The sequence below is a fragment of the Streptococcus suis genome, assembly GCF_002960425.1.
In the GTDB taxonomy this organism is placed as follows: Bacteria; Bacillota; Bacilli; order Lactobacillales; family Streptococcaceae; genus Streptococcus; species Streptococcus suis_S.
In genome coordinates this window covers 1-20,975 of sequence record NZ_POIZ01000051.1, presented here as the reverse complement: position 1 = coordinate 20,975, position 20,975 = coordinate 1, and the positions used below count along the sequence as shown (strand labels likewise).

The 20,975-nt window shown below is 42.6% G+C and carries 20 protein-coding genes and 1 riboswitch; of the genes, 9 read left to right on the top strand and 11 right to left on the bottom strand.

The window, feature by feature from the left end; genetic code table 11:
* Position 1: 1 nt before the first annotated feature.
* The 6 genes from C1G57_RS06820 to C1G57_RS06795 form a co-directional block, all read right to left on the bottom strand.
* Positions 2-988 carry an anti sigma factor C-terminal domain-containing protein gene (locus C1G57_RS06820; protein WP_238595321.1) on the bottom strand — a complete coding sequence of 329 codons (987 nt, stop codon included), beginning with the start codon at positions 986-988 and terminating at the stop codon, positions 2-4.
* On the bottom strand, positions 969-1,472 hold the full coding sequence (locus C1G57_RS06815; RefSeq protein WP_024375892.1) for an RNA polymerase sigma factor: 504 nt from the start codon (positions 1,470-1,472) through the stop codon (positions 969-971). The genes C1G57_RS06820 and C1G57_RS06815 overlap by 20 nt, the downstream gene beginning before the upstream one ends.
* Positions 1,473-1,587: 115 nt before the next feature.
* Positions 1,588-4,284, bottom strand: coding sequence for a phosphoenolpyruvate carboxylase (gene ppc / locus C1G57_RS06810; protein ID WP_105114286.1), 2,697 nt, complete (start codon positions 4,282-4,284; stop codon positions 1,588-1,590).
* A 20-nt stretch (positions 4,285-4,304) separates the two neighbouring features.
* Positions 4,305-5,519, bottom strand: coding sequence for a cell division peptidoglycan polymerase FtsW (ftsW, locus tag C1G57_RS06805; RefSeq protein WP_105114285.1), 1,215 nt, complete (start codon positions 5,517-5,519; stop codon positions 4,305-4,307).
* 149 nt (positions 5,520-5,668) lie between these two features.
* Positions 5,669-6,034 carry a DUF4430 domain-containing protein gene (locus C1G57_RS06800; RefSeq protein ID WP_105114284.1) on the bottom strand — a complete coding sequence of 122 codons (366 nt, stop codon included), beginning with the start codon at positions 6,032-6,034 and terminating at the stop codon, positions 5,669-5,671.
* Positions 6,031-6,534 (bottom strand): ECF transporter S component, encoded by a 504-nt coding sequence (locus C1G57_RS06795; RefSeq protein WP_105114283.1) that lies wholly within the window; start codon positions 6,532-6,534, stop codon positions 6,031-6,033. Before C1G57_RS06795 ends, C1G57_RS06800 begins: the two co-directional genes overlap by 4 nt.
* Before the next feature lie 109 nt (positions 6,535-6,643).
* On the opposite strand from C1G57_RS06795, the gene C1G57_RS06790 reads away from it, so the two are divergent.
* From C1G57_RS06790 to lysS, 6 genes are all read left to right on the top strand, one after another.
* Complete coding sequence (locus tag C1G57_RS06790) at positions 6,644-7,486, top strand: glycoside hydrolase family 25 protein (RefSeq protein WP_105114282.1); 843 nt, start codon at positions 6,644-6,646, stop codon at positions 7,484-7,486.
* A gap of 9 nt (positions 7,487-7,495) precedes the next feature.
* Positions 7,496-7,591: riboswitch (TPP riboswitch) on the top strand.
* Positions 7,592-7,643: 52 nt separating this feature from the next.
* Positions 7,644-8,192, top strand: a complete 549-nt coding sequence (gene thiT / locus C1G57_RS06785) for an energy-coupled thiamine transporter ThiT (RefSeq protein ID WP_105114281.1) — start codon at positions 7,644-7,646, stop codon at positions 8,190-8,192.
* 102 nt (positions 8,193-8,294) lie between these two features.
* Positions 8,295-9,137 (top strand): DUF368 domain-containing protein, encoded by an 843-nt coding sequence (locus C1G57_RS06780; protein WP_105114280.1) that lies wholly within the window; start codon positions 8,295-8,297, stop codon positions 9,135-9,137.
* A complete protein-coding gene (locus C1G57_RS06775; protein ID WP_105114279.1) occupies positions 9,137-9,619 on the top strand; it encodes an aminoacyl-tRNA deacylase in 483 nt (160 codons plus the stop codon). Before C1G57_RS06780 ends, C1G57_RS06775 begins: the two co-directional genes overlap by 1 nt.
* Positions 9,620-9,621: 2 nt before the next feature.
* The gene (locus tag C1G57_RS06770) at positions 9,622-10,245 is read left to right on the top strand and encodes a histidine phosphatase family protein (RefSeq protein WP_105114278.1); all 624 of its coding nucleotides are present in this window, start codon (positions 9,622-9,624) and stop codon (positions 10,243-10,245) included.
* Between the two features lie 89 nt (positions 10,246-10,334).
* Complete coding sequence (gene lysS / locus C1G57_RS06765) at positions 10,335-11,825, top strand: lysine--tRNA ligase (RefSeq protein WP_029186324.1); 1,491 nt, start codon at positions 10,335-10,337, stop codon at positions 11,823-11,825.
* A 437-nt stretch (positions 11,826-12,262) separates the two neighbouring features.
* On the opposite strand, the gene C1G57_RS06760 is transcribed toward lysS, so the two are convergent.
* The 4 genes from C1G57_RS06760 to C1G57_RS06745 form a co-directional block, all read right to left on the bottom strand.
* Positions 12,263-13,327 (bottom strand): LLM class flavin-dependent oxidoreductase, encoded by a 1,065-nt coding sequence (locus tag C1G57_RS06760; RefSeq protein ID WP_105114277.1) that lies wholly within the window; start codon positions 13,325-13,327, stop codon positions 12,263-12,265.
* A 124-nt stretch (positions 13,328-13,451) separates the two neighbouring features.
* Positions 13,452-14,705 carry an ABC transporter permease gene (locus tag C1G57_RS06755; protein ID WP_105114276.1) on the bottom strand — a complete coding sequence of 418 codons (1,254 nt, stop codon included), beginning with the start codon at positions 14,703-14,705 and terminating at the stop codon, positions 13,452-13,454.
* Positions 14,706-15,401, bottom strand: coding sequence for an ABC transporter ATP-binding protein (locus C1G57_RS06750; protein ID WP_024419523.1), 696 nt, complete (start codon positions 15,399-15,401; stop codon positions 14,706-14,708).
* Positions 15,382-16,548 (bottom strand): efflux RND transporter periplasmic adaptor subunit, encoded by a 1,167-nt coding sequence (locus C1G57_RS06745; protein WP_105114275.1) that lies wholly within the window; start codon positions 16,546-16,548, stop codon positions 15,382-15,384. The genes C1G57_RS06750 and C1G57_RS06745 overlap by 20 nt, the downstream gene beginning before the upstream one ends.
* Positions 16,549-16,761: 213 nt before the next feature.
* Between C1G57_RS06745 and gorA the strand changes: the two genes are divergently transcribed.
* Positions 16,762-18,111, top strand: coding sequence for a glutathione-disulfide reductase (gene gorA / locus C1G57_RS06740; RefSeq protein ID WP_105114274.1), 1,350 nt, complete (start codon positions 16,762-16,764; stop codon positions 18,109-18,111).
* A gap of 140 nt (positions 18,112-18,251) precedes the next feature.
* Here the strand turns inward: gorA and C1G57_RS06735 are convergent, their stop codons facing one another.
* Entirely contained in the window at positions 18,252-18,989 is a 738-nt protein-coding gene (locus C1G57_RS06735) for a cyclase family protein (protein ID WP_105114273.1), read from the bottom strand.
* A gap of 184 nt (positions 18,990-19,173) precedes the next feature.
* Between C1G57_RS06735 and C1G57_RS06730 the strand changes: the two genes are divergently transcribed.
* Both C1G57_RS06730 and C1G57_RS06725 read left to right on the top strand, forming a co-directional pair.
* Complete coding sequence (locus C1G57_RS06730) at positions 19,174-19,701, top strand: biotin transporter BioY (RefSeq protein ID WP_105114272.1); 528 nt, start codon at positions 19,174-19,176, stop codon at positions 19,699-19,701.
* Positions 19,702-19,941: 240 nt separating this feature from the next.
* On the top strand, positions 19,942-20,975 hold a 1,034-nt coding region (locus C1G57_RS06725; protein WP_105114271.1), incomplete at its 3' end, for an IS110 family transposase.

Genomic DNA, 20,975 nt, shown 5'->3' with positions numbered 1-20,975 from the left:
ATTATGGAATTTCTAACTGATAATAAGGCTGGTTTTGGACAGAAGCTCCGATACTCGAAGCATAAATCCAGTCCTTGCCCTCTAGCTGGGCAAAGTCTTCTGCTCTGCCTGTTAGGATAATGCCTGCGAACTCCAATTGGTCAATCTCTTCTTGTTTGGTGAAGTCGGTATGATCAAACTTGTCTAAAAAGATTTGCATATCTGTAACAAGTGCATATTCCCCTAAATAATGATTATACTGTTCAGCCATTTTTTTCATAGGTGTTAAAGGATTCCATGCAGTCGCCTCTGCTGGTAAATCAGCATCTGGTTTATAAACCTTTAAGTCATCTCCTTGAAAACCAAACAACTGATCCATGCGAAAATCTGCCGCGTTCATCTTAGAAGCTGTTCCAATCCAGTACCAATTCTTTTTCAAATTTTGGGGTAACATGGTCTGCAACTCGCCTAAACTATATTTTTTGTCAAAAGTGATGGCAACTTCTACTAGCTGATTGGACATTTCTTTCACTAGAGAAAGTTCTTGACTAGGGACAGTTGCAAAGTCATCTGTGTCGATCATCTCCGTATTATAGAAGAGTGGCAATTTTGACCAAGTTTGGCGATCATAGGCGATATTTCCTTTATAAGATGGACCATCCTGAGAAAAATCCAAATACGTTCCCATCCAGTCATAGTGATATTCATAGTCACCAAATGCTACTGGAACCCCTGCCAAATCTTTGTGGCGATCTGCATGGACAGCTCCAGCAAATAGAGAGGTCGCTTTATAATAGTAGGTTGAGTATTCAATGTTTGGATAGGCAACTTGTGACAATAATTCGTGTTCTTGATAAATTTTTTCACCATTATTGGCAGTCAAAATCTGTAAGGTCTTCAAGGTCGCTCCCGTTATCAGCAAGAGCCCTAATATAGATAGACCAACCGTTTTCCATAAGTGTTTTTTCTTACTTTTCTTTGTTGCAATTTCAAAAGTTTTCATATTCATACCCTTTCTCTTTTAAGTTTTTTGCTAGAAGTTTTCGACCGCGGTAAAGATTGATTTTCACCAAACTCTGACTATATCCTAAGATATGGGCAATCTCTTTGACACTCATATCCTGAAAATAATAAAGGTCAATGACATGCTGATACTTGGCTGGCAGGTCTGCTACTGCCTGATATAGTTCTTCATAACCATCCTGGTCATAAACCAATACTTGCTCGCTAGTAAAAAATTCCCTTTGTAGAATTTCATGATAGTGCTTGTCCCTCCTGTATTTGTCGATGTAGGCTCTAACTGCCGAACGATAAAGCCAGGCTCGTAATTTGTCAAAAGGAAGGACAAGTTCTGCTTCTAAGATTTTCACTAGTACATCTTGGGCTATATCCTGACTATCTGCAAATGTGGCGCCTGATTTTTGCAGGTAGTAGGAAATCTCCTCGGCAATGCCGATGACTTCTTTTTCATATTCATCTAATTTGATGCTCATCTCCTCCTTTCACTAATATAACGAATGGAATTCTATTTGGTTACACATTTTTTAAAAATATTATATCCTTTACCGTATTAAAAAAGCAACCTCCGAAGAAGTTGCTTAAATAAGATTAACCAGAATTTCGTAAACCTGTCGCCACACCGTTGATGGTGATGTGGATGAGGTTTTCTTGTTCCTTACTGAGTTCTCCACGACGAAGGCGGTTAATCAGTTCAATCTGAATATAGTTGAGGACGTTGAAATATGGCATACGGTAGTCTAGACTGGCTTTGAGGAAAGGAAGTTCTGCTAGTAAGGCATCATTTTGCTCAATAGACAGGATAACATCCTTGGTCAACTGCCATTCATCTAAGATAATATGGAAGATATTTCTTACTTCTTCGCTCTCACACATTTTCGCATACTCAAAGGCAATGTTCATGTTGGATTTGGACAGAACCATGTCAACATTCGATAGGAGTGAACGGAAGAATGGCCAGCTTTCATACATTTTCTGTAATTTTGCTAAGTTGGCTGGGTCTTTGTCAATAAAGCGTTTAAAGCTGGAGCCTACTCCGTACCAACCAGGAAGCATGACACGGTTTTGCGACCATGAGAATACCCAAGGAATGGCACGAAGTCCACCAATTTCCGTGATAGTCTTACGAGCAGCTGGACGAGAACCGATATTTAGACTAGATACCTCACGAATTGGACTTGCTGCAAAGAAGTAATCGTAGAAATGAGGATTGTTAAAGACTAAGTCACGATAGATCGAGTAGCTATCCGCCACAATGGCATCCATGGTTTCACGGTAACCATCAATCTCATTTGGATTGGTAATCATTTGGGTAATCATGCGGTCAAGAGTTGCTGACACCAGCATTTCCAAATTGTAGTAAGCAGCATCCTTGTTGCCATATTTATTACCAATTACTTCCCCCTGTTCTGTCAGACGAAGGCGGTCTTTGATGGAACCAAATGGTTGTGAAGTGATGGCATCATAGGATGGACCTCCACCTCGGCCAACTGTCCCTCCACGACCGTGGAAGAAGGTAATATGAACACCAAATTCTCGACCAATTTCAGTTAACTCGTTCTGGGCCTTATAGAGTGTCCAACCAGATGAAAGATAGCCTCCATCCTTATTGGAATCCGAGTAGCCCAACATGATTTCTTGGTAGTATTTGTTGCCTGCAATCCAGCGTTTTGCCAAATCAAGTTGTAGATACTGGCGCATGGTAGCAGCTGCATTATCCAAGTCCTCAATGGTTTCAAAAAGTGGAACAATCTGCACACGCGCCTTGTCCATATCGACCAGCCCAACTTCTTTCAAGAGCACGGCCAGTTCTAACAAGTCAGAAACACTTTCAGAATGCGAGATAATGTGCTGTTTGATAATTTCCTCACCCAGCTTATCTTTCAATTCCCGCGCTGCAGCAAAGATAGCCAATTCTTTTTGTAACTGCTCTGATTTGGGAACATGGGTAGCAGATAAAATACGGGGATCTGTTTCCAACTGTTTCAAAAGAACATGACATTTGGCTTCTTCAGACAGACTAGAATAATTTTCTACAATGCGGGCCGACGCCAAAAGTTCTGCAACACTAGCCTCGTGAATAGAAGAATCCTGGCGCATGTCAATACTTGCCAGATAGAAACCAAAGGCTTCTACTGCTTCCAGCAATTCTGTAAAATCACCCTTGATCAAGGCGCTTGCCTTATTGTCAATCAAGGACTGTTTAATGGCAAGCAAATCTTCTTTAAATTCAGTGACATTGGCGTAGCGAACATCCGACGGCTTATTATCCACCAAATAATCGCGCGTATTGGCCAATTTCATTTGAATATAATGGAAGGCACGGCGATATGGTTCATTTTCGCGGTAAACTGAACTATCTTCTGATTTTTCAGCCAAGATTTTTACAGCTGTCGAAACCTTCACAATAGAAGTCGAGAGAGAGAAATTACGGTAGAGTTTATGGAGTTGCTCATCATAGTAATTCATGATGACTTGACACTGGGTCAAGGCTGACAATTTCAGAGTTTCTGCTGTTACGAAGGGATTGCCATCTCGGTCACCACCAATCCACATGCCCATGGTAATGGGACGAGGATTGTTGAGCACAATACCTTTTTCAGCTGCCAATCGCTTATACTCACCTTGCAACTTGGTCACGGCCTTGATAAAGGAAGAGTTGTAGTATTCCATAACGTTGGTGATTTCGTTGGTTACCTTCAACTTCTTCTCACGAATCATATCTGTCTGCATGATAATTTCGATGTAGCAACGAAGTTGGTCTTCCCACTTGGTCTTGTTAAGCAAGCCCATTTTCACATCACGGTAACGGCGAAGCAATTCATGAATATGTTTGGTCAAATCCAACATGGATTGACGTTGAACCTGGGTCGGATGGGCTGTCAAGACGGGAACAACATTGAGCTTCTCCAAGATTTCTGCTGCATTTTCCTGCTTGGCCACCATATCAATCGTCGTTGAAATTTTCCCCAGGTAATCTTGGTCAACGTTGTTCTGGTGGTTGATTTCATAGGCCAAATCCACATCTTCTGAAATGTTGATTAGGAGAGGAAGAACGGCAAAGTAACGAGAAATAACTGCTAATTCTTCGTTATTTAATTGACCAATAATCTCAATCAAGGCCTGGTAATCATCCTCACGAGAGAGCTGGGACAATTCAAGGATTTTCTTGAAGGTTTCCTGAGGCATCATCTGGGCCGCTACTTCTTCAAGGATAGTGGTTAAAATCGCAATTTCTTCTTGAATGGTTTCTTTGTTATTATAGTTTTCTAATTTTTGGATAGACATATTTACTCTCTTTCCTTTATTTAGCCGATTGTGCGCTCAAGCTCTTCTTCAATCAATTTATTCTTCTCATTAGCATCAATATTAAGGACAAATGCAATACCAATCGAAATAATGAGTAGGCTAGACCCTCCTTGTGATAAGAAGGGGAAAGTAACTCCCGTCGCAGGAATAATACCAGCAATCCCACCAATATTGATAAATGTCTGAATCAGAAGCATTCCTGCAACCCCCAAGGCCATCATCGAGTTAAAGGGACTGCGAGCCCGTACACCAACAATGATGATGCGAATGATGAGGAAGAAAAGCAGGGCCAATATCAAGCTGGCTCCAACAAAGCCAAGTTCTTCTATAACGATTGAAAACACAAAGTCTGTCTGGGCTTCTGGTAGATAACCCTTTTTCTCAATAGAGTTACCCAAACCACGACCCAACCAGCCACCATTGCTCATGGCATAGAAGGAATGGGTCAACTGCAGACCTGCACCTGTGGCATTTCCAAAGGGGTCAAAAAAGGCTGCAAAACGACGGGCGATGTAGCCAAACAGAGGAATTTTCTCAACTGTTTCGACACCCAAAATAAATATAGTTCCTAAAACAAAGCCAGATACAGCGATGATACTCAAGACCGCCGTCACAAACCATCGATAAGCGATACCGCTGACACTAATCATGACAACCATAATCAGAGCGACAATGGTAGCATTTCCCAAGTCAGGCAAGGTCGCCACCATAGCTAACAAGAGAAGGCTGACCACGCGCCAATCAGTAAATTCTCGTGGAATCCAACTTCCTTTAATTAAGGCCTGGTAGTCATAGGTCCGAATGTCCGCCTGCTGTTTGGCAAATTCATGGGCCAAATACCAGATGATAATCAACTTCAGGTATTCGGCAGGCTGTAAATTCCCCGCTCCAGGTAAGGGAATCCAACCATGTGCACCATTGATGGGCGGGAACAAACGAGAAATGGCTAAGAGAAATACTTCAAACAAAATAACCGAGTAAATAACAGCCTTTCTTCTCAAGAAGCTTAATTTCATACGGTAAATCGTATAGATAGCAAAGAGGCTGACACCCCAGAACAGCGACTGGTTAATCACCGTTCTAAAAGGATTACCCCCATTGATAATTTGCGTGGCACTGGTTGTTGAATAAACGATAATCAAGCCTATCACTGATAAGATGAGATAGGGTATGAGAATGGAATAGTTCAATAAGTGCCGCTTGTCAATCTTCATTTCTAATCCAACCTTCTTTCGAGTACTGGGTTCTATTATAGCATACTTTACACTAAATTACCCAGCATGGTCCATAAAGTAGGGGACAAGATTCGGAATTGCAGTCTGCTGACCAGACAAAAAGAAAAAGGGTTGCCCCTTTCCCCTGTCTATTCAAATGTTTCCAGATAGAATTCAATCTTATCGCCAGCTGCCACTTTCAGCTCTTCCGCTCCCTTGTCAGCCATTTGGTCATTGACCTTATACATCCAATAGGTATTGGTGCTTGGATTTTGACTAACCCCATCGATAGCTGTCACCAAGCCATTATCTTCTTCTACTTGATGGTTGTCTTCCAAAACATCCATAACACTATCACCTTGCTCAGCCTCTACTTCCTGGCTAGCTGTTTTTCCGTCTTTGGTAATTTGCAAAGTGACTGTAATCTTGGTTTCAGCTTGCTCGACAGGATTTGCTTGACAGGCAGCTAGAACCATTGTCAAGAAAAAAGTAACAATCAGAAGGATCCGTTTCATTTATAAAATCTCCTAAAAATATGGTATATGATGGGATAAAACAAGAAGGTCGAAACAGCATGAAGACTGTCAAAAAACAAGCCGTTGAGCCAAAAAATGAATGGTGCTATGCCAAATTGCCAAGCAGATAAGATGCTGATGACAAACCCATAAACATAGACTAGGACTGCAGCTAGCAAGGACTGTAGCCAGATAGTAAAACGGTCCTTATGCATGAAAGGTCTGACCAAGCCCCACCAAATCAACTGAATAAGACCAAAACTCACTACTTGCCACAGGACTACTGGACCAAATCCAAATAAGAAACCACTACCAACCATAGTCAGAGCCATGACTAGCCAAGCATCCATCAAACCCATATAGGAGAGAGCAACCAGAAAAATGGCTGTCAAAGGTTTTATATTGGGAAATGCTCCAAAAGCAAGGCGTAATACAATGGCTAGAGCGACCAATAAGACAATTCGACTCAGCCGTTTCACACTATCATGATATTTATCCATACAAGTTTAGACTACCCTATTATAGCCAGTCTGTCAAGAGCCTCTGCTTTTCACACATTTCAATATTATTTTTTTGATTTTTTTTGCCATTTAAGATAAAATAATAGGGATGAGAAAGAAATTGAATCCAATGGTTGTTATTGGTTTTTTCCTATCTTTTTTTATTCTCATTTCCATCACTGGTGTTCTTGGAAATGTTGCCAATAAAAAAGAAACCGTAACAGCCCAATCAAGCACTAGCGCTAGCTCTAAAAACACAGGTACCAAGCCTAGCTACCATATCACAAATCCCCTTGAAATGAAACCAATCATCGATGTTTCTGCCTGGCAAAGACCATCAGAGATTGACTATGATACACTGAGTCAAAATATTTCAGGTGCTATCGTCCGTATCCAAAGTGGCTCACATACAAAAAATGAAAATACCGCCACTGACAAGAATGGTCTAGATAAATCCTATGCAACCCACATTAAAGAATTTCAAGCTCGAAATGTCCCCGTTGCAGTTTACGCCTATGTGACAGGTAACAGCATTGAAAACATGAAAGAAGAGGCTCGTAGTTTCTATAAGGCTGCCAACCAATACAATCCCACTTTTTATTGGTTAGATGTTGAAGAATATACCATGGACGATATGAATGCTGGGGTCGAAGCCTTCCGTAAGGAACTAGAAACCTTGGGCGCCAAGAACATCGGTATCTATATCGGAACCTATTTCATGGAAGATCACAGCATTAAGGTTGATAAGTTTGATGCCATCTGGATACCTACCTACGGCGATGACTCAGGCTACTATAACGCCGCGCCAAGTACCGATCTCGATTACGACCTTCATCAGTACACCTCTCGAGGCTACGTCAATGGCTTTGCCAATCATTTAGACCTTAACCTTATCACAACCCTGAAGGATCCAAATCAGGTCTACCAAAAACTGTTCACAGTCCCTGAATAAAATTAAATATCTACCACAAAGGAGTGCTTCGGCTGAGATCGCTTTTGCGAAATCCTCGAACCTGATCTAGTTAAGACTAGCGTAGGGATTGTGTAAGTATCTGATATCAACAGTATCAGACCTGCTCCTTTGTTCATTAAAAACAAAGGAGCTTTTTATGTATCAATCAAACATTCGTCTATTAGCTGAAATCGCAATCTTCTCTGCCATCGCTCTGGTCTTTGACAAACTCCCTCTCTTTACCATGCCACAAGGTGGCTCTGTTTCTCTCGTTATGTTGCCCATTCTTTTTCTTGCCCTACGTCATGGATTAAGTCTAGGCATTCTTGCAGGTGGGATTGTAGGCACTATTCAACTCTTCTATGGCGGTTATTTTCTAAACATCTCCCAAGTCTTTCTTGACTATGCCCTCTCCTATGCAGGAATTGGATTAGCAGGATTCTTGGCTCCCTTCCTCACCAAACAAAAAGAGCTAAAACAAGCCACTCTTGTCATTAGTCTGGCGAGTCTTCTAGGAGGCAGCATTCGACTGCTTGCCACCTTCCTCTCTGGAATTATTTTCTATGCTGACTATGCCCCTGCTGGTACACCTGTCTGGCTCTATTCTTTTACTTACAATATCAGCTATATTCTTCCTTCGACCATCATTGCTTGTATCCTACTCATTTTACTCTATAAAGCTAGACCAAGTTTTTATCGTATGTAATAAATCGTGCCTGTGAGATTTTGTCTTTCAGGCACTCTTTTTGAAGATTTTCACTTGGTTTGTGCTATAATGGGAACATTATAAATACATTTGGAGGACATTATGGCTTCTTGGATTGCAAGAATTATTAAAGGTATGATTATTGCCCTTGGCTTTATCTTACCTGGTGTTTCTGGGGGAGTGCTGGCTGCTATCCTTGGAATTTACGAACGCTTAATTGGATTTTTAGCCAATATTCACAAGGATTTTAAGGAAAACTTTCTTTTCTTTGTACCTGTTGGAATCGGTGGTATTTTGGGGATAGCTCTCTTTTCATTCCCTGTTGAATTTTTGTTGCAGCATTTTCAAGTGCCTGTTTTGTGGGCATTTGCTGGAGCAATCGTCGGAACCATTCCCAGCTTGGTTAAGGAGTCAACACTCAAAAGCCAACGGGATAGCCTTGATTGGGCTTGGTTGATTGGTACCTTTGTGGTATCTGGGCTCTTGCTCTATAACTTAAATAGCCTTGTAGGAACTCTTCCAGCAAACTTTGCAAGTTTTGTCTTGGCAGGTGCCTTGATTGCGCTAGGTATTCTAGTCCCTGGACTTAGCCCGTCAAACCTCTTGCTAATTTTGGGCATTTACACGCCAATGCTCAATGGGTTCAAATCACTTGATTTATTCGGTACCTTCCTCCCCATCGCTATCGGTGGACTTCTTGCAATGGTTGCCTTTTCAAAAGCCATGGACCATGCTCTGAAGGTCTACCATTCACGTGTTTATCACTTTATTATTGGTATTGTATCGTCTTCAACTCTCTTGATTTTAATCCCTCAAGCAGGAAATAAAGAGGCAATTTCTTATGCAGGAGCTAATTTTATGACATGGATTGCTGCTCTTGTGCTATTTGTCTTAGGAGCATGGTTGGGACTTTGGATGAGCAAACTTGAGGAAAAATATAAATAATGGCTAAAAAGGTTAAAATAAAGAAAACCTTGGTGGACCAAATTTTAGACAAGGCTAAGATCGATCATGATAGCCTTGTTTTAAATGCCCTCGATGGCCAACTACCACCAGGAATTGAAGAACACGAAATTTACAAAACACTGGCACTAACAGGAGATAAAACGGGCCCTGTCATCGGAATCGTCCCAATCACTGAGCACCTATCTGAGAAAAAATTAGCCAAGATTTCTGGCAATAAAAAAGTCAGCATGATCCCGCAAAAGGACTTGGAAAAGACAACTGGCTATGTTCACGGTGCCAACAATCCCGTGGGTATTCGTCAGAAGCACAACTTCCCAATCTACATTGACCAATCTGCCCTTGAACTCGGTCACTTGATTGTCTCAGCAGGTGAAATTGGTCGTTCGATAAAAATCGATAGCCAGGTTTTAGCTGATTTCGTGAAAGCTGATTTTGCTGATTTGATTGAAGGGAGGAACTAGGCTTGAAAATCTATTTTGTCCGTCATGGAAAGACTGAGTGGAATGTGGAAGGCCGTTTCCAAGGTGCATCTGGAGATTCTGCTCTCTTGCCACAAGCTTTTGAAGAGCTAGAATTGCTAGGAAAACACTTGGCAGACCTGCCTTTTGATGCTATTTATTCTAGTGATTTGCAGCGCGCACATAGCACTGCCGTAGAAATTGCCAAAGCCAATCACCATTGCCAAACCGTTCTAACCACGCCACAACTACGTGAATGGAATTTTGGAACGCTAGAAGGAAGCAAGATGTCGATTTTTCGTTCTATCTATCCCAAGCAAGCACGGGCTCTCAAACATAATCTAGCTCTTTTTGATAATGACCTATTTGAAGCTGAGAGCGTTCGCCAGGTAACTCAACGAATGGTGGACTTTGTCCAATCGCTGAAAGGGCAAGACATGGAAACAATCCTCATCGTCAGCCATGGTGCCTTTCTAACCGCTTCTATCCATCGCCTGCTTGGTTTTTCACCTGCCCAACTGCGTCACAGAGGTGGTTTGGACAATGCCTCCATTTCCATTTTGGAAACGACAGACTTTGAACACTTTACAGAATTAGCTTGGAATGATACCAGCTACAAATCTCACTAAGAAAGCAGTTTCTTGCTTTCTTTTTTGCTGATTTTTTGCCTATTCTATGATAAAATAGAAATAACAGACTTTGGAGGAATGAAATTTTTATGTCAACTGAACATTTTGAAGAATTAAATGACCAACAGATTGTCCGTCGTGAAAAAATGACGGCCCTTGCTGAACAAGGCATTGACCCATTTGGAAAACGTTTTGAGCGTTCTGCAAATTCAGCTGAATTGAAGGCCCAGTACGAAGACAAATCAAAAGAAGACTTGGAAGAATTGGGCCAAACAGCTATCATCGCAGGCCGTATTATGACCAAGCGTGGTAAGGGTAAAGCAGGTTTTGCTCACATTCAAGACCGCGAAGGCCAGATTCAAATCTACGTTCGTAAGGATGATGTTGGCGAAGAAAATTATGAAATCTTCAAAAAAGCAGACCTTGGTGACTTTATCGGTGTCGAGGGAGATGTCTTCAAGACAAACGTTGGTGAGTTGTCTATCCACGCTCGCAAATTAACTCACCTGTCTAAAGCGCTCCGCCCATTGCCAGAAAAATTCCACGGTTTGACTGACATCGAAACCCGCTACCGCAAGCGTTATTTGGACTTGATTACCAACCGTGAGAGCTTTGATCGCTTTGTGACCCGCTCAAAAATTATCTCAGAAATCCGCCGTTACCTTGACGGACTTGGTTTCTTGGAAGTGGAAACACCTGTCCTTCACAACGAAGCTGGTGGTGCAGCGGCTCGTCCATTCATCACCCACCACAATGCCCAAAACATTGACATGGTCCTTCGTATCGCGACAGAACTCCACCTCAAACGCCTGATTGTCGGCGGTATGGAACGCGTTTATGAAATCGGCCGTATCTTCCGTAACGAAGGTATGGATGCGACCCACAACCCTGAGTTCACTTCCATTGAGGTTTACCAAGCCTATGCGGATTACTTGGACATCATGGACTTGACCGAAGGAATTATCCAGCATACTGCCAAGGCTGTTGTCGGTGATGGTCCTGTGACCTACCAAGATACTGTCATTAACATCCACGAGCCATTCAAGCGTATCCACATGGTCGATGCTATTAAGGAACAAACTGGCGTGGACTTCTGGCAAGAGATGAGCTTCGAGGAAGCAAAAGCCCTTGCAGCTGAGCATAAGGTCCCTGTGGAAAAACACCATACAGAAGTTGGTCAAATCATCAACAGCTTCTTTGAAGAATACGTTGAAGCAACTCTTATCCAACCAACCTTTGTCTATGGTCACCCAGTAGCCGTATCGCCACTAGCTAAGAAAAACGATGAAGACCCACGCTTCACAGACCGCTTCGAGCTCTTCATCATGACCAAGGAATATGGAAACGCCTTTACAGAATTGAACGACCCAATCGACCAATTGGAACGCTTCGAAGCCCAAGCCAAAGCTAAAGAACTCGGTGACGACGAAGCGACAGGCGTTGACTACGACTACATCGAAGCCCTCGAATACGGTATGCCACCAACAGGCGGCTTAGGAATCGGTATCGACCGCCTCTGCATGCTCTTGACAGACACCACTACTATTCGGGATGTACTCCTATTTCCGACTATGAAATAAGAGATTAGCTGACAAGTTCTACCAGACCTTGTCACTCCCTACAATGAAGTAAGAAACTGTAACCTTCTAGTATTGTCTGGACTAGGATATTCCAATCGCTCTCCAGTTTCTTAGCGATTGGCTGACAAGGTCTACTAGACCTTGTCACTCCCTACTATGAAGTAAGCAAGAATAGCTTGCTAGTATGGTTTTCACTAGAATGTACCAATCGCTCTCCAGTTTCTTAGCGATTGGCTGAAAAGGTCTACTAGACCTTTTCACTCCCGAAGATGAAATAAAAATTACAAACTGTTTAACACCGTTACTTAAAACACTCTTGGAAATTCCAAGAGTGTTTTTGCATGCAAAAAATCCCAACCACGTGGTCAGGATTTTCAGGAGATTATGAAAAATATTTAGGATTGAATATAGTATAACTCATCCTATCAACTATCTCATCAGTCTTGGGACTGATTTTCTTCTTTCTTAGCAAAGTATTCTCGGACAATTGGCGCGACTTCTTTTCCGTAGAGTTCAATGGCACGGAGGACATCCTCGTGTGGCATGGAGCCGATTGGGAGATGGAGGAAGAATCGGTCCAAGTCAAGTGTTTCTATTGTCTTAATAATTTTTTCAGCGACTCGTTTTGGATCTCCGACGATGGTTGCCCCTTCGTCTGTCAGGGAGTAGAGATACTGCGCCTTGGTCATCTCGCTCCAATGTGGGCGGTCTTTAGCGATATTGTCCGTAATTACTTTGGTTGGATGATAGTATTCTTCCACAGCCTTGTCATGGTCGTCTGCAATCCAACCCCAAGAATGAGCTGCAACTTTCGTTTTCTTCGGATCGTGACCTGAGTTACGAGCAACTTTTCGATAGGCATCGACTAAAGGTTTAAAGCGATGGGCACCAGCACCAATGACTGCATATACGATAGGTAACCCCTTTTGAGCAATCTTGATGGTAGACTCCACATTTCCTCCTGTTGCGACCCAAATGGGAAAATCTTCCTGTACAGGACGCGGATAGACAGGTTTGTTATCGACAGACTGGGTAAAATGCCCATCCCACTTGAGATTGGTTTCCTTGTCGATTTCCAAAAGCATGTCCAACTTTTCATCGAAGAGTTCTTCATAGTCATTGAGGTCATAGCCAAACAAGGGAAATGACTCCGTAAAGGAACCACGACCCGCCATGATTTCCGCTCTGCCATTTGACAAAGCATCAATGGTGGTGTACTGCTGGTAGAGCCTTACAGGGTCCATGGAGGAAAGGATGGAAACTGCTGATGTTAGCTTGATATGCTTGGTATTGACGGCACCAGCTGCCAGCACAATCTCAGGTGCAGAAACCGCAAAATCTTCTCGGTGATGCTCCCCAATCCCATAGACATCCAAACCCACCGCATCAGCTAGCTCGATTTCTTTGACTAGCTGGCGAATCCGCTCGTCGTGACTGTAAGTTTCACCTGTTTTTTCTAGTGGTGTTGTTTCGCCAAATGTTGAAATACCTAATTCTACCATGATGTGTTCTCCTTTGAAATCACTATTTCTTAATTGATGCGTTTATTTTATCTCTAATTAGTGATAAAGTCAATCAATTTGCTCAAAAAAGAAAACGACTAGGAAAACCTAATCGTTTTACATCTTATTCGTAACGTAAGGCCTCAATCGGATCCAACTTAGAAGCCTTGCTGGCTGGTAGAACACCGAAGACAATACCAATTACTGCTGAGAAGGCTAAACTTCCTAGAACAGCCGGAAGGGAAATTTCAGCCGTCATATTTGGTCCCATGGCTTTGGTGGTATTGAGAGTAAATACAATTGTTTGAGCAATCATCAATCCAATAGCGCCACCCAAGGTAGTCAATACCATGGCTTCAATCAAGAACTGCATAAGGATATTCCCACGAGTTGCTCCTAGAGCTTTACGAAGACCGATTTCACGGGTCCGCTCAGTAACAGATACCAGCATAATGTTCATAACACCGATACCACCTACAAGAAGTGAAATTCCTGCAACGGAACCGATAAACATGGTAACCCCTGCCATTTCAGTCCTATAGGTATCCAACATAGCGGACATGTCATAGATGTCATAGCGAGCTTCCTTCAGACCTGTAATATTGGTCAAATAGGCAGCTGCAGCCTGTCCAACCTCAGCAGCTCTGCTCAGATCTTCCACATGAACATACAGACCACTATTTTCTTTAGTCCCCATTTCAGCAGCCAGCTGTGTATTGGTCATAATGGCATTTCCTCCAGAGTTGAATCCATAGAGGGAAGTACCTGCTTTGGGATCTTTGTAAACACCAACTACAAGGTAAGAATTGGCATTGACACTCACTACTTGGTTGAGTGCCGATTCTTGTGAACCGAAGAGTTTCTCTGCCAGAGCTACATCCAACATGATAATACGGGAAAATTGGCTGTAATCGTTAGCTGTGAAACGACGACCAGTCAAGATTTCTAATTCCTTTATGTCAAAATAGGGTTGACTAACGCCAGTAATAAAGACATTATCAGCTTGCGTATTTCCTGCTGCTACAGTCGAGGTGCTTGAAGAACTAATATAGTAGCCGCTAAGCCCATCGATTTCCAAAAGTCCCTTTAACATAGCATCTGTCAAATCAGGTTCTTCTTCCATGGATAGCTCACCACCACCAACGCTTCCAAGCATCCCCATTGAAGCAGCACCTTCTGAAGCTACATAAGGCGTAAAATAGACCTGAACATTATTCTGATCGCCTGCCAAGGCCTTTTCGAATCTCTTAGACACCCCAGTCCCTAAAGCTACAATGATAACAACTGAAGCCACACCGATGATAATACCTAACATGGTCAAGAGAGAACGCATTTTGTGGGCTAGGATAGACTTGAGGGCAAATTTCCAATTTTCCATCTAGACTTCCTCCCTTCTACTATCTTCAGTAATAATGCCATCGCGTAGGACGATTTTACGTTTGGCATAGGCTGCAATCTCAGGCTCGTGTGTAACCATGATAATAGTCTTGCCTTCATTATTCAACTCTGTTAAGAGTTCCATAATCTGCTCGCCTGTCTTGGTATCCAAGGCACCTGTTGGCTCATCCGCCAAGATAATAGCAGGTGTATTGACCAAGGCACGCGCAATGGCAACCCTTTGTTTCTGACCACCTGATAGCTCAGATGGCAGGTGGGTCATCCGCTCAGCCAACTCCACTTTTTCCAAATAACGTTTGGCTAATTTTTTCCGTTGATTGGCTGGAACCCCTGCATAAATCAAAGGTAACTCAACATTTTGAAGGGCATTGAGTTTAGAGAGTAAGAAGAATTGTTGGAAGACGAAACCAATCTGGTCATTGCGGACGGAGGCCAATTTCTTCTCAGACAGTTGACTGACTTCTTCACCTTCCAACCAATAGTTACCGGTTGTAGAACGGTCCAAAAGCCCGATAATATTCATCAGGGTGGATTTCCCTGAACCAGATGGTCCCATTATAGCAAGAAACTCACCTTCTTCCACCTCTAAATCAATATCTTTGAGGACACGAAGTTCTTGGTCACCGTTTTTATAGGATTTATTTATATTGGTTAATCTAATTAGCTGGTTCTTCATTGGCTTCAACCTCTTTTCCTTCTTCAAGGTCTGGAGTTGGAATGGTGATGACCTGATCTCCTGCTGCAATACCTGCTGTCACCTCTTGATTGAGAGCATCTGCATTTCCAAGGGTAACCTCTACTTTTTTAGCCTTCCCTTCCACAATTGTCCATACAAAGTTTTTATCGCCTTCTGGAACAACTGCTGTTACAGGAATTAAAATATGGTTGGTAGTATTAACAACTTCAATATTAACAGTAAAACCTTGCTTCAATTCACCCAATTCACTGGTTAAGGCAGCCTTGAAAGGATACTTGGCACCTGAACCACCACCTGCACCTGCTACTGCACTTGTAGCTTGTTCTGTCGATGGATAGTTAGAAATGTAGGTAATCTTACCAGTCCATGTCTTATCTGGATAGACCTTACTGGTCAATTTTACTTCTTGGTCAACTGCAATATTAGCCAAATCATATTCTGTTAAATTACCTGTAACTTGTAGGCTACCTTGGTTGACGATATGAACAACGGTCTGGCTAGTTGTCGAGCTTTTGGCAACCGATTTATTGACCTCAACCACTGTACCTGCGACAGTGCTGTAAATAGTTGCTTCTGTCAATGCTGTATAGGCCTTGTCCACAGCTGCTTGGGCATCAGCATAGGAATCATTCAAATCTGCTAATTGAGAATCTACAGAGCGTTGCGCTGCTGCAGTGGCTGCTTCATCAGCCGCCGCGTCACCTGTTGCCTGAACAGTTTGACCGTTATTTTTCAAATCATAAATCTGACGCCCAATCTTATCCCGACCACGCACAGCTGTATCTAGGGCTGCCTGTAATTCTGTCGCATCATAACTAACCAAAGGAGTTCCGACTTCTACTTGAGTGCCTGGCTCAACCAAGACCTCACTCAAATCACCCTTGGACGCATCATAGTAAACATACTGTTCTTCCGCAGCTGAGATGGTTCCTGTCAAGAGGGTAGATGAAGCAATTGATCCCTCTTTAGCTACTGTATAGGTCAAACTGGTCGCAACTTGCTCTGTAGAAGTTGGTGAGGAACCACCTAATACACCTCCAAATACTAAGGCACCACCAATTAAGGCAATAGCCGCAACACCGAGACCACTAAACAAAGCAATTTTAGCCTTCTTTGTCTTTAACATATGATACTCCTTTTCTAATTCAAAACATATTTATTTTGTATTGTCTTTATAATACACGAATACACGCTTTTTTGCAAGTGTTTTCTTAATCATTTTACAAAAAGTTCGGTATTTTTCCTACTTACAATTTTGTAAGAGAACGTAGCGGATTTTTGATTGATAAGTAAAAAAACGATAGAATGAAGATAATGATCATTTAGAGGAGAAGAACTCATGAAAGAATTTGATATTATTGCCATTGGTGGAGGCAGCGGCGGTATTGCTACTATGAACCGTGCTGCTATCTATGGGGCTAAGGCTGCTGTGATCGAAGGGAGCCATCTTGGCGGAACCTGTGTCAACCTTGGCTGTGTTCCCAAAAAAATCATGTGGTACGGTTCTCAAGTGGCTGAAGCTATTCATCACTATGGACCTGAGTATGGTTTTACCAGCCAGGATGTGACATTTGATTTTGCTACCTTGCGAAAAAACCGTGAAGCCTATATCGAACGTTCTCGTACTTCTTATGGAAATACTTTTAACAATAATGGCGTTGAAGTAATCAAAGGTTTTGCCCAGTTTGTCGATGCTCAAACGGTGGAAGTCAATGGTGAGCTCATTCGTGCCAAACACATCGTCATTGCAACCGGTGCTCAACCTGCTGTGCCAAACATTCCAGGAAATGAACTTGGTATTGTATCTGATGATGTCTTTGTCTGGGAAGAATTACCTACTTCTGTGGCAGTTATTGGAGCCGGCTATATCGCTGTGGAAATGGCTGGACTTCTCCACGGATTAGGGGTCAAAACTGACCTCTTTGTTCGTGGCAATCGACCTCTTCGCAACTTCGATAGCTATATCATCCAAGCTCTTATGGAAGAAATGGAGCGGACTAATCTTCCTCTCCATACAGGAAAAACACCGGTCAGCCTTGAAAAAACAGAGGACGGTCTCATTCAAATTACCTTTGAAGACGGTAGCACACATACTGCCCAACAGGTTCTCTGGGCAATTGGTCGTAAACCAAATGTGGACAAACTCAATCTTGCAGCAGCAGGTGTTCAGTTGACACCGTCTGGCCATATCGCTGTGGATGAATACCAAGAAACCGGCGTCCCTGGCATCTATGCTCTTGGTGATGTGACAGGCGAAAAAGAGTTGACACCCGTAGCCATCAAGGCTGGGCGCTTATTAGCCGAACGCCTCTTCAACAATAAACCGACTGCTAAAATGGATTATACGAATATCCCAACTGTTGTCTTTTCTCATCCTGCTATCGGAACAGTTGGCTTAACCGAAGAAGAAGCCATCGCCCAATACGGTCAAGAACAGGTAAAAGTCTATACTTCGGCCTTTACTTCCATGTACACAGCCCTAGCAACCAATCGACAAATGGCTAAGTTTAAGTTAGTCACAGTTGGCGAGAATGAACAGGTCGTCGGTTTACACGGAATTGGCTATGGTGTCGATGAAATGATCCAAGGTTTCTCAGTTGCCATTAAGATGGGTGCAACCAAGGAAGAATTTGATGCCGTTGTGGCCATCCACCCGACTGGGGCGGAAGAATTTGTCACCATGCGTTAATACTCTTCGAAAATCAAAAGCAAACGTTGTTGACTTGATTTGATTCTGCATCTGCATCGCCTAGTCTGCTTTTGATTTTCATTGAGTATAAGAAAAAAAGACCAGACAAGTGTAGGTAAGCACTCTGTCTGGCTTTTTTCTTATGGTAAAATCGCAATAGCACGCACTGGCGACCCCGAAGCCTTTTCCCAATGCGGAAAAGCAATGGAAATCAGGGCTCCTGTTGCTGGCACCTGGTCCAAATTATTCAAGACTTCCAACTGATAAATGTCTTTGGACAAGAGATAGTATTCTTCTGGCAAGCTACCACCATGCTTGGCAGCAGATAGACCAGAATCCGTATCCAAGGTTTCATGTCCAACTGCTTTTACTTTGCGCTCCTCAATCAAATATTCTAGAGCTTCATGGCTCCAACCTGGTGTATGTTGTACCCCTTGGTCATCCAAGTTTCGCACAGCATCCTGACTTGGCCAACGTTTTGACCAATCTGAACGAAAAGCAACAAAAGATTCAGGTGCAATTGGACCATGCTCAACCTCAAAATCCAGAATATCTTGCTTGCTAATCTCGTAGTCATTATTGGCTGCAACTGCCTCCGACTTATCAATCACATAGAGAGGTAAGAGCAAGTCTTTCAAGTCAATTTCATCTAGATAGCGAGCCCCTTCTACAAAGTGGATAGGCGGATCGATATGGGTACCGTATTGGCCGACAACCGTAAATTGTTCAACAAAAAATCCGTCCTTGTGAGTAAACAAGACCTTTTTCTCCAAGGCTGGAAGAGCTGGAAAATGCGGGCTATTCTCATTGATTTGATGGGTCAAGTCCACCCAGGTTTTTGCTTTAAGGGTCTGGTAAATTTCAAGTAATTCTGACATGGCAATTCTCGCTTTCTTTTTTTATTATTCTAACATGAAAGAAGTAAGTCTACTAATATATATTTTCTATCTACTCCCATAAATAAAAACTATAACACTGTGACAGCCGATGGCAGAAGCATTGACTTTCACGACTAGAATGTCTATAATTTTGTTAACCTAGAAAAATAAAAAGGATAACAAAATGACAAACCATTCTACGAAATCTCTTGTTTACATCGCTATCGGAACAGCTATCATTGCTGCCCTGTCACAAGTCAGCCTGTCTATCGGACCTGTTCCCTTTACTCTACAGACCTTGGCTATCGGCTTAGTAGCTTGTTTGTACAAGCCTAAAGAGGCCCTTGCAAGTGTAGCCCTTTATCTAACTCTAGGCGCTATCGGCCTTCCCGTCTTTGCTGGTTTTTCAGGCGGATTCGCTGCTCTTTTCGGACCAACAGCCGGCTTTTTATGGGGCTTCCTAGTCTATGCTGCTATTACTTCTGTCCTCACCAAGTCAACTTCCTCACCTGTGACTGTTTTCTCAGCTTGCCTTCTCGGAACAGCAAGTTGCTTCCTTTTAGGCTGTTTGGTCTTTAAGTTTGTTTCAGGAGCGAGCTGGTCAGATACCTTAGCCTGGACAGTCCTTCCCTTTATCCTGCCAGATTTAGCAAAAATTACCTTGGTGACTGTCTGCCACAGCCTTCTCCAGCCCATTACAAAAACATACTAAGATTAGTAGTGAAGAAATCTCCGACGGGAGAGAGTAGTCACTACTTTTTTCATTCTCAAGATGATAAAGTAGAGGTGTCTTGTTAAGTCGAGGGTTCTTTTGACGCTAGACGTCGCGACAAAAACTGGCAAGACACCTGTTTTAGGAAGAATGTTATCAAAGTATGTGGGACGCTAGACGTCGAGTATTGAAAATGACGTCACTAAAACAAGGAATCATTCAAGACAAAGAGGTAATATCATGCGTGCAGTTTTCGGGATTGACGTGAGTAAGGTAAGTTCAGAAGTGGCTATTCTAGTCAACGGTGAGAAGGTTCATGGCTATACCATTTCCAATGATGCCATTGGATTTTCTCGGCTACTTGGCGATTTGAAAACCGTCCACAAGCCAGAAATCATCTTTGAAGCAACAGGCGTCTATTCTCGTCGTCTTCAAGCTTTTCTGGATGAACATAGCTACGCTTATACGCGGCTCAATCCCTTAGAAGCTAAGAAGCAACTGGATAGCTTGCGTGTACGGAAAACAGATCAAATTGACGCTGAAAAACTGGCTCAGTCTCAGTTTGTACTGAATCGTAAACCCACTTATGTCCAAGAAGAAGTCTATCAAGATCTGCGAGATCTCAGTCGATTCTATCAGAACTTAACCGAGGACATCGTTCGAGCTAAAAATCGTCTGCACAAGGTCTTACAAGTCACTTTTCCAGAGTTGGAAACTATCTTATCAACACCAACTGGGGAACAATACTGGAACTTAGTTACTGCGTTTCCTTGCAAGGACTTGGTGCTTGAGTTAAGCAAGAATGAACTCTCAAAGAGCATCCGTCTGTCCACTTCAAAACGGATTTCTGACAAGCGTGTAGCTTACTTAGCAGAGAAGCTGACAGCACTAGCCAATCAGTCTTATTGTGCTGTTAAGAAAAATTCTCCAATCATGGAAGAGGTTCGTTACTATGCAAAAGAATTACTTAGACTTTCTGAACAGAGACAAGCGGCCTTAGACAAAATGGTGGAACTAGCTCAGCCATTACCAGAGTATGATATTCTACTTTCTATTCCTGGTATCGCTGAGACTACTGCAACAAGTATTATTGGCGAACTGGGAGATATTCGCCGTTTTCAGTCTGCCAATCAAATCAATGCCTTTATCGGTATTGACCTCAGACACTATGAATCTGGAAACTTCATCGCTAAGGAACACATTACCAAGCGTGGCAATCCCTACGCTAGAAAGATTCTGTTCAAGTGCATTCACAATATCGCTTCAGCTAGTCA

Excerpts from the sequence above, each read along its gene's own strand:
- lysS (WP_029186324.1), top strand. The coding sequence starts at position 10,335 with ATGTCAACTGAACATTTTGAAGAATTAAATGACCAACAGATTGTCCGT.
- C1G57_RS06750 (WP_024419523.1), bottom strand. The coding sequence starts at position 15,401 with ATGAAGAACCAGCTAATTAGATTAACCAATATAAATAAATCCTATAAA.
- C1G57_RS06790 (WP_105114282.1), top strand. The coding sequence starts at position 6,644 with ATGAGAAAGAAATTGAATCCAATGGTTGTTATTGGTTTTTTCCTATCT.
- C1G57_RS06735 (WP_105114273.1), bottom strand. The coding sequence starts at position 18,989 with ATGTCAGAATTACTTGAAATTTACCAGACCCTTAAAGCAAAAACCTGG.
- C1G57_RS06800 (WP_105114284.1), bottom strand. The coding sequence starts at position 6,034 with ATGAAACGGATCCTTCTGATTGTTACTTTTTTCTTGACAATGGTTCTA.
- C1G57_RS06760 (WP_105114277.1), bottom strand. The coding sequence starts at position 13,327 with ATGGTAGAATTAGGTATTTCAACATTTGGCGAAACAACACCACTAGAA.
- ppc (WP_105114286.1), bottom strand. The coding sequence starts at position 4,284 with ATGTCTATCCAAAAATTAGAAAACTATAATAACAAAGAAACCATTCAA.
- C1G57_RS06780 (WP_105114280.1), top strand. The coding sequence starts at position 8,295 with ATGGCTTCTTGGATTGCAAGAATTATTAAAGGTATGATTATTGCCCTT.
- C1G57_RS06775 (WP_105114279.1), top strand. The coding sequence starts at position 9,137 with ATGGCTAAAAAGGTTAAAATAAAGAAAACCTTGGTGGACCAAATTTTA.
- C1G57_RS06745 (WP_105114275.1), bottom strand. The coding sequence starts at position 16,548 with ATGTTAAAGACAAAGAAGGCTAAAATTGCTTTGTTTAGTGGTCTCGGT.
- thiT (WP_105114281.1), top strand. The coding sequence starts at position 7,644 with ATGTATCAATCAAACATTCGTCTATTAGCTGAAATCGCAATCTTCTCT.
- C1G57_RS06755 (WP_105114276.1), bottom strand. The coding sequence starts at position 14,705 with ATGGAAAATTGGAAATTTGCCCTCAAGTCTATCCTAGCCCACAAAATG.
- C1G57_RS06730 (WP_105114272.1), top strand. The coding sequence starts at position 19,174 with ATGACAAACCATTCTACGAAATCTCTTGTTTACATCGCTATCGGAACA.
- C1G57_RS06795 (WP_105114283.1), bottom strand. The coding sequence starts at position 6,534 with ATGGATAAATATCATGATAGTGTGAAACGGCTGAGTCGAATTGTCTTA.
- C1G57_RS06815 (WP_024375892.1), bottom strand. The coding sequence starts at position 1,472 with ATGAGCATCAAATTAGATGAATATGAAAAAGAAGTCATCGGCATTGCC.
- gorA (WP_105114274.1), top strand. The coding sequence starts at position 16,762 with ATGAAAGAATTTGATATTATTGCCATTGGTGGAGGCAGCGGCGGTATT.
- C1G57_RS06820 (WP_238595321.1), bottom strand. The coding sequence starts at position 988 with ATGAATATGAAAACTTTTGAAATTGCAACAAAGAAAAGTAAGAAAAAA.
- ftsW (WP_105114285.1), bottom strand. The coding sequence starts at position 5,519 with ATGAAGATTGACAAGCGGCACTTATTGAACTATTCCATTCTCATACCC.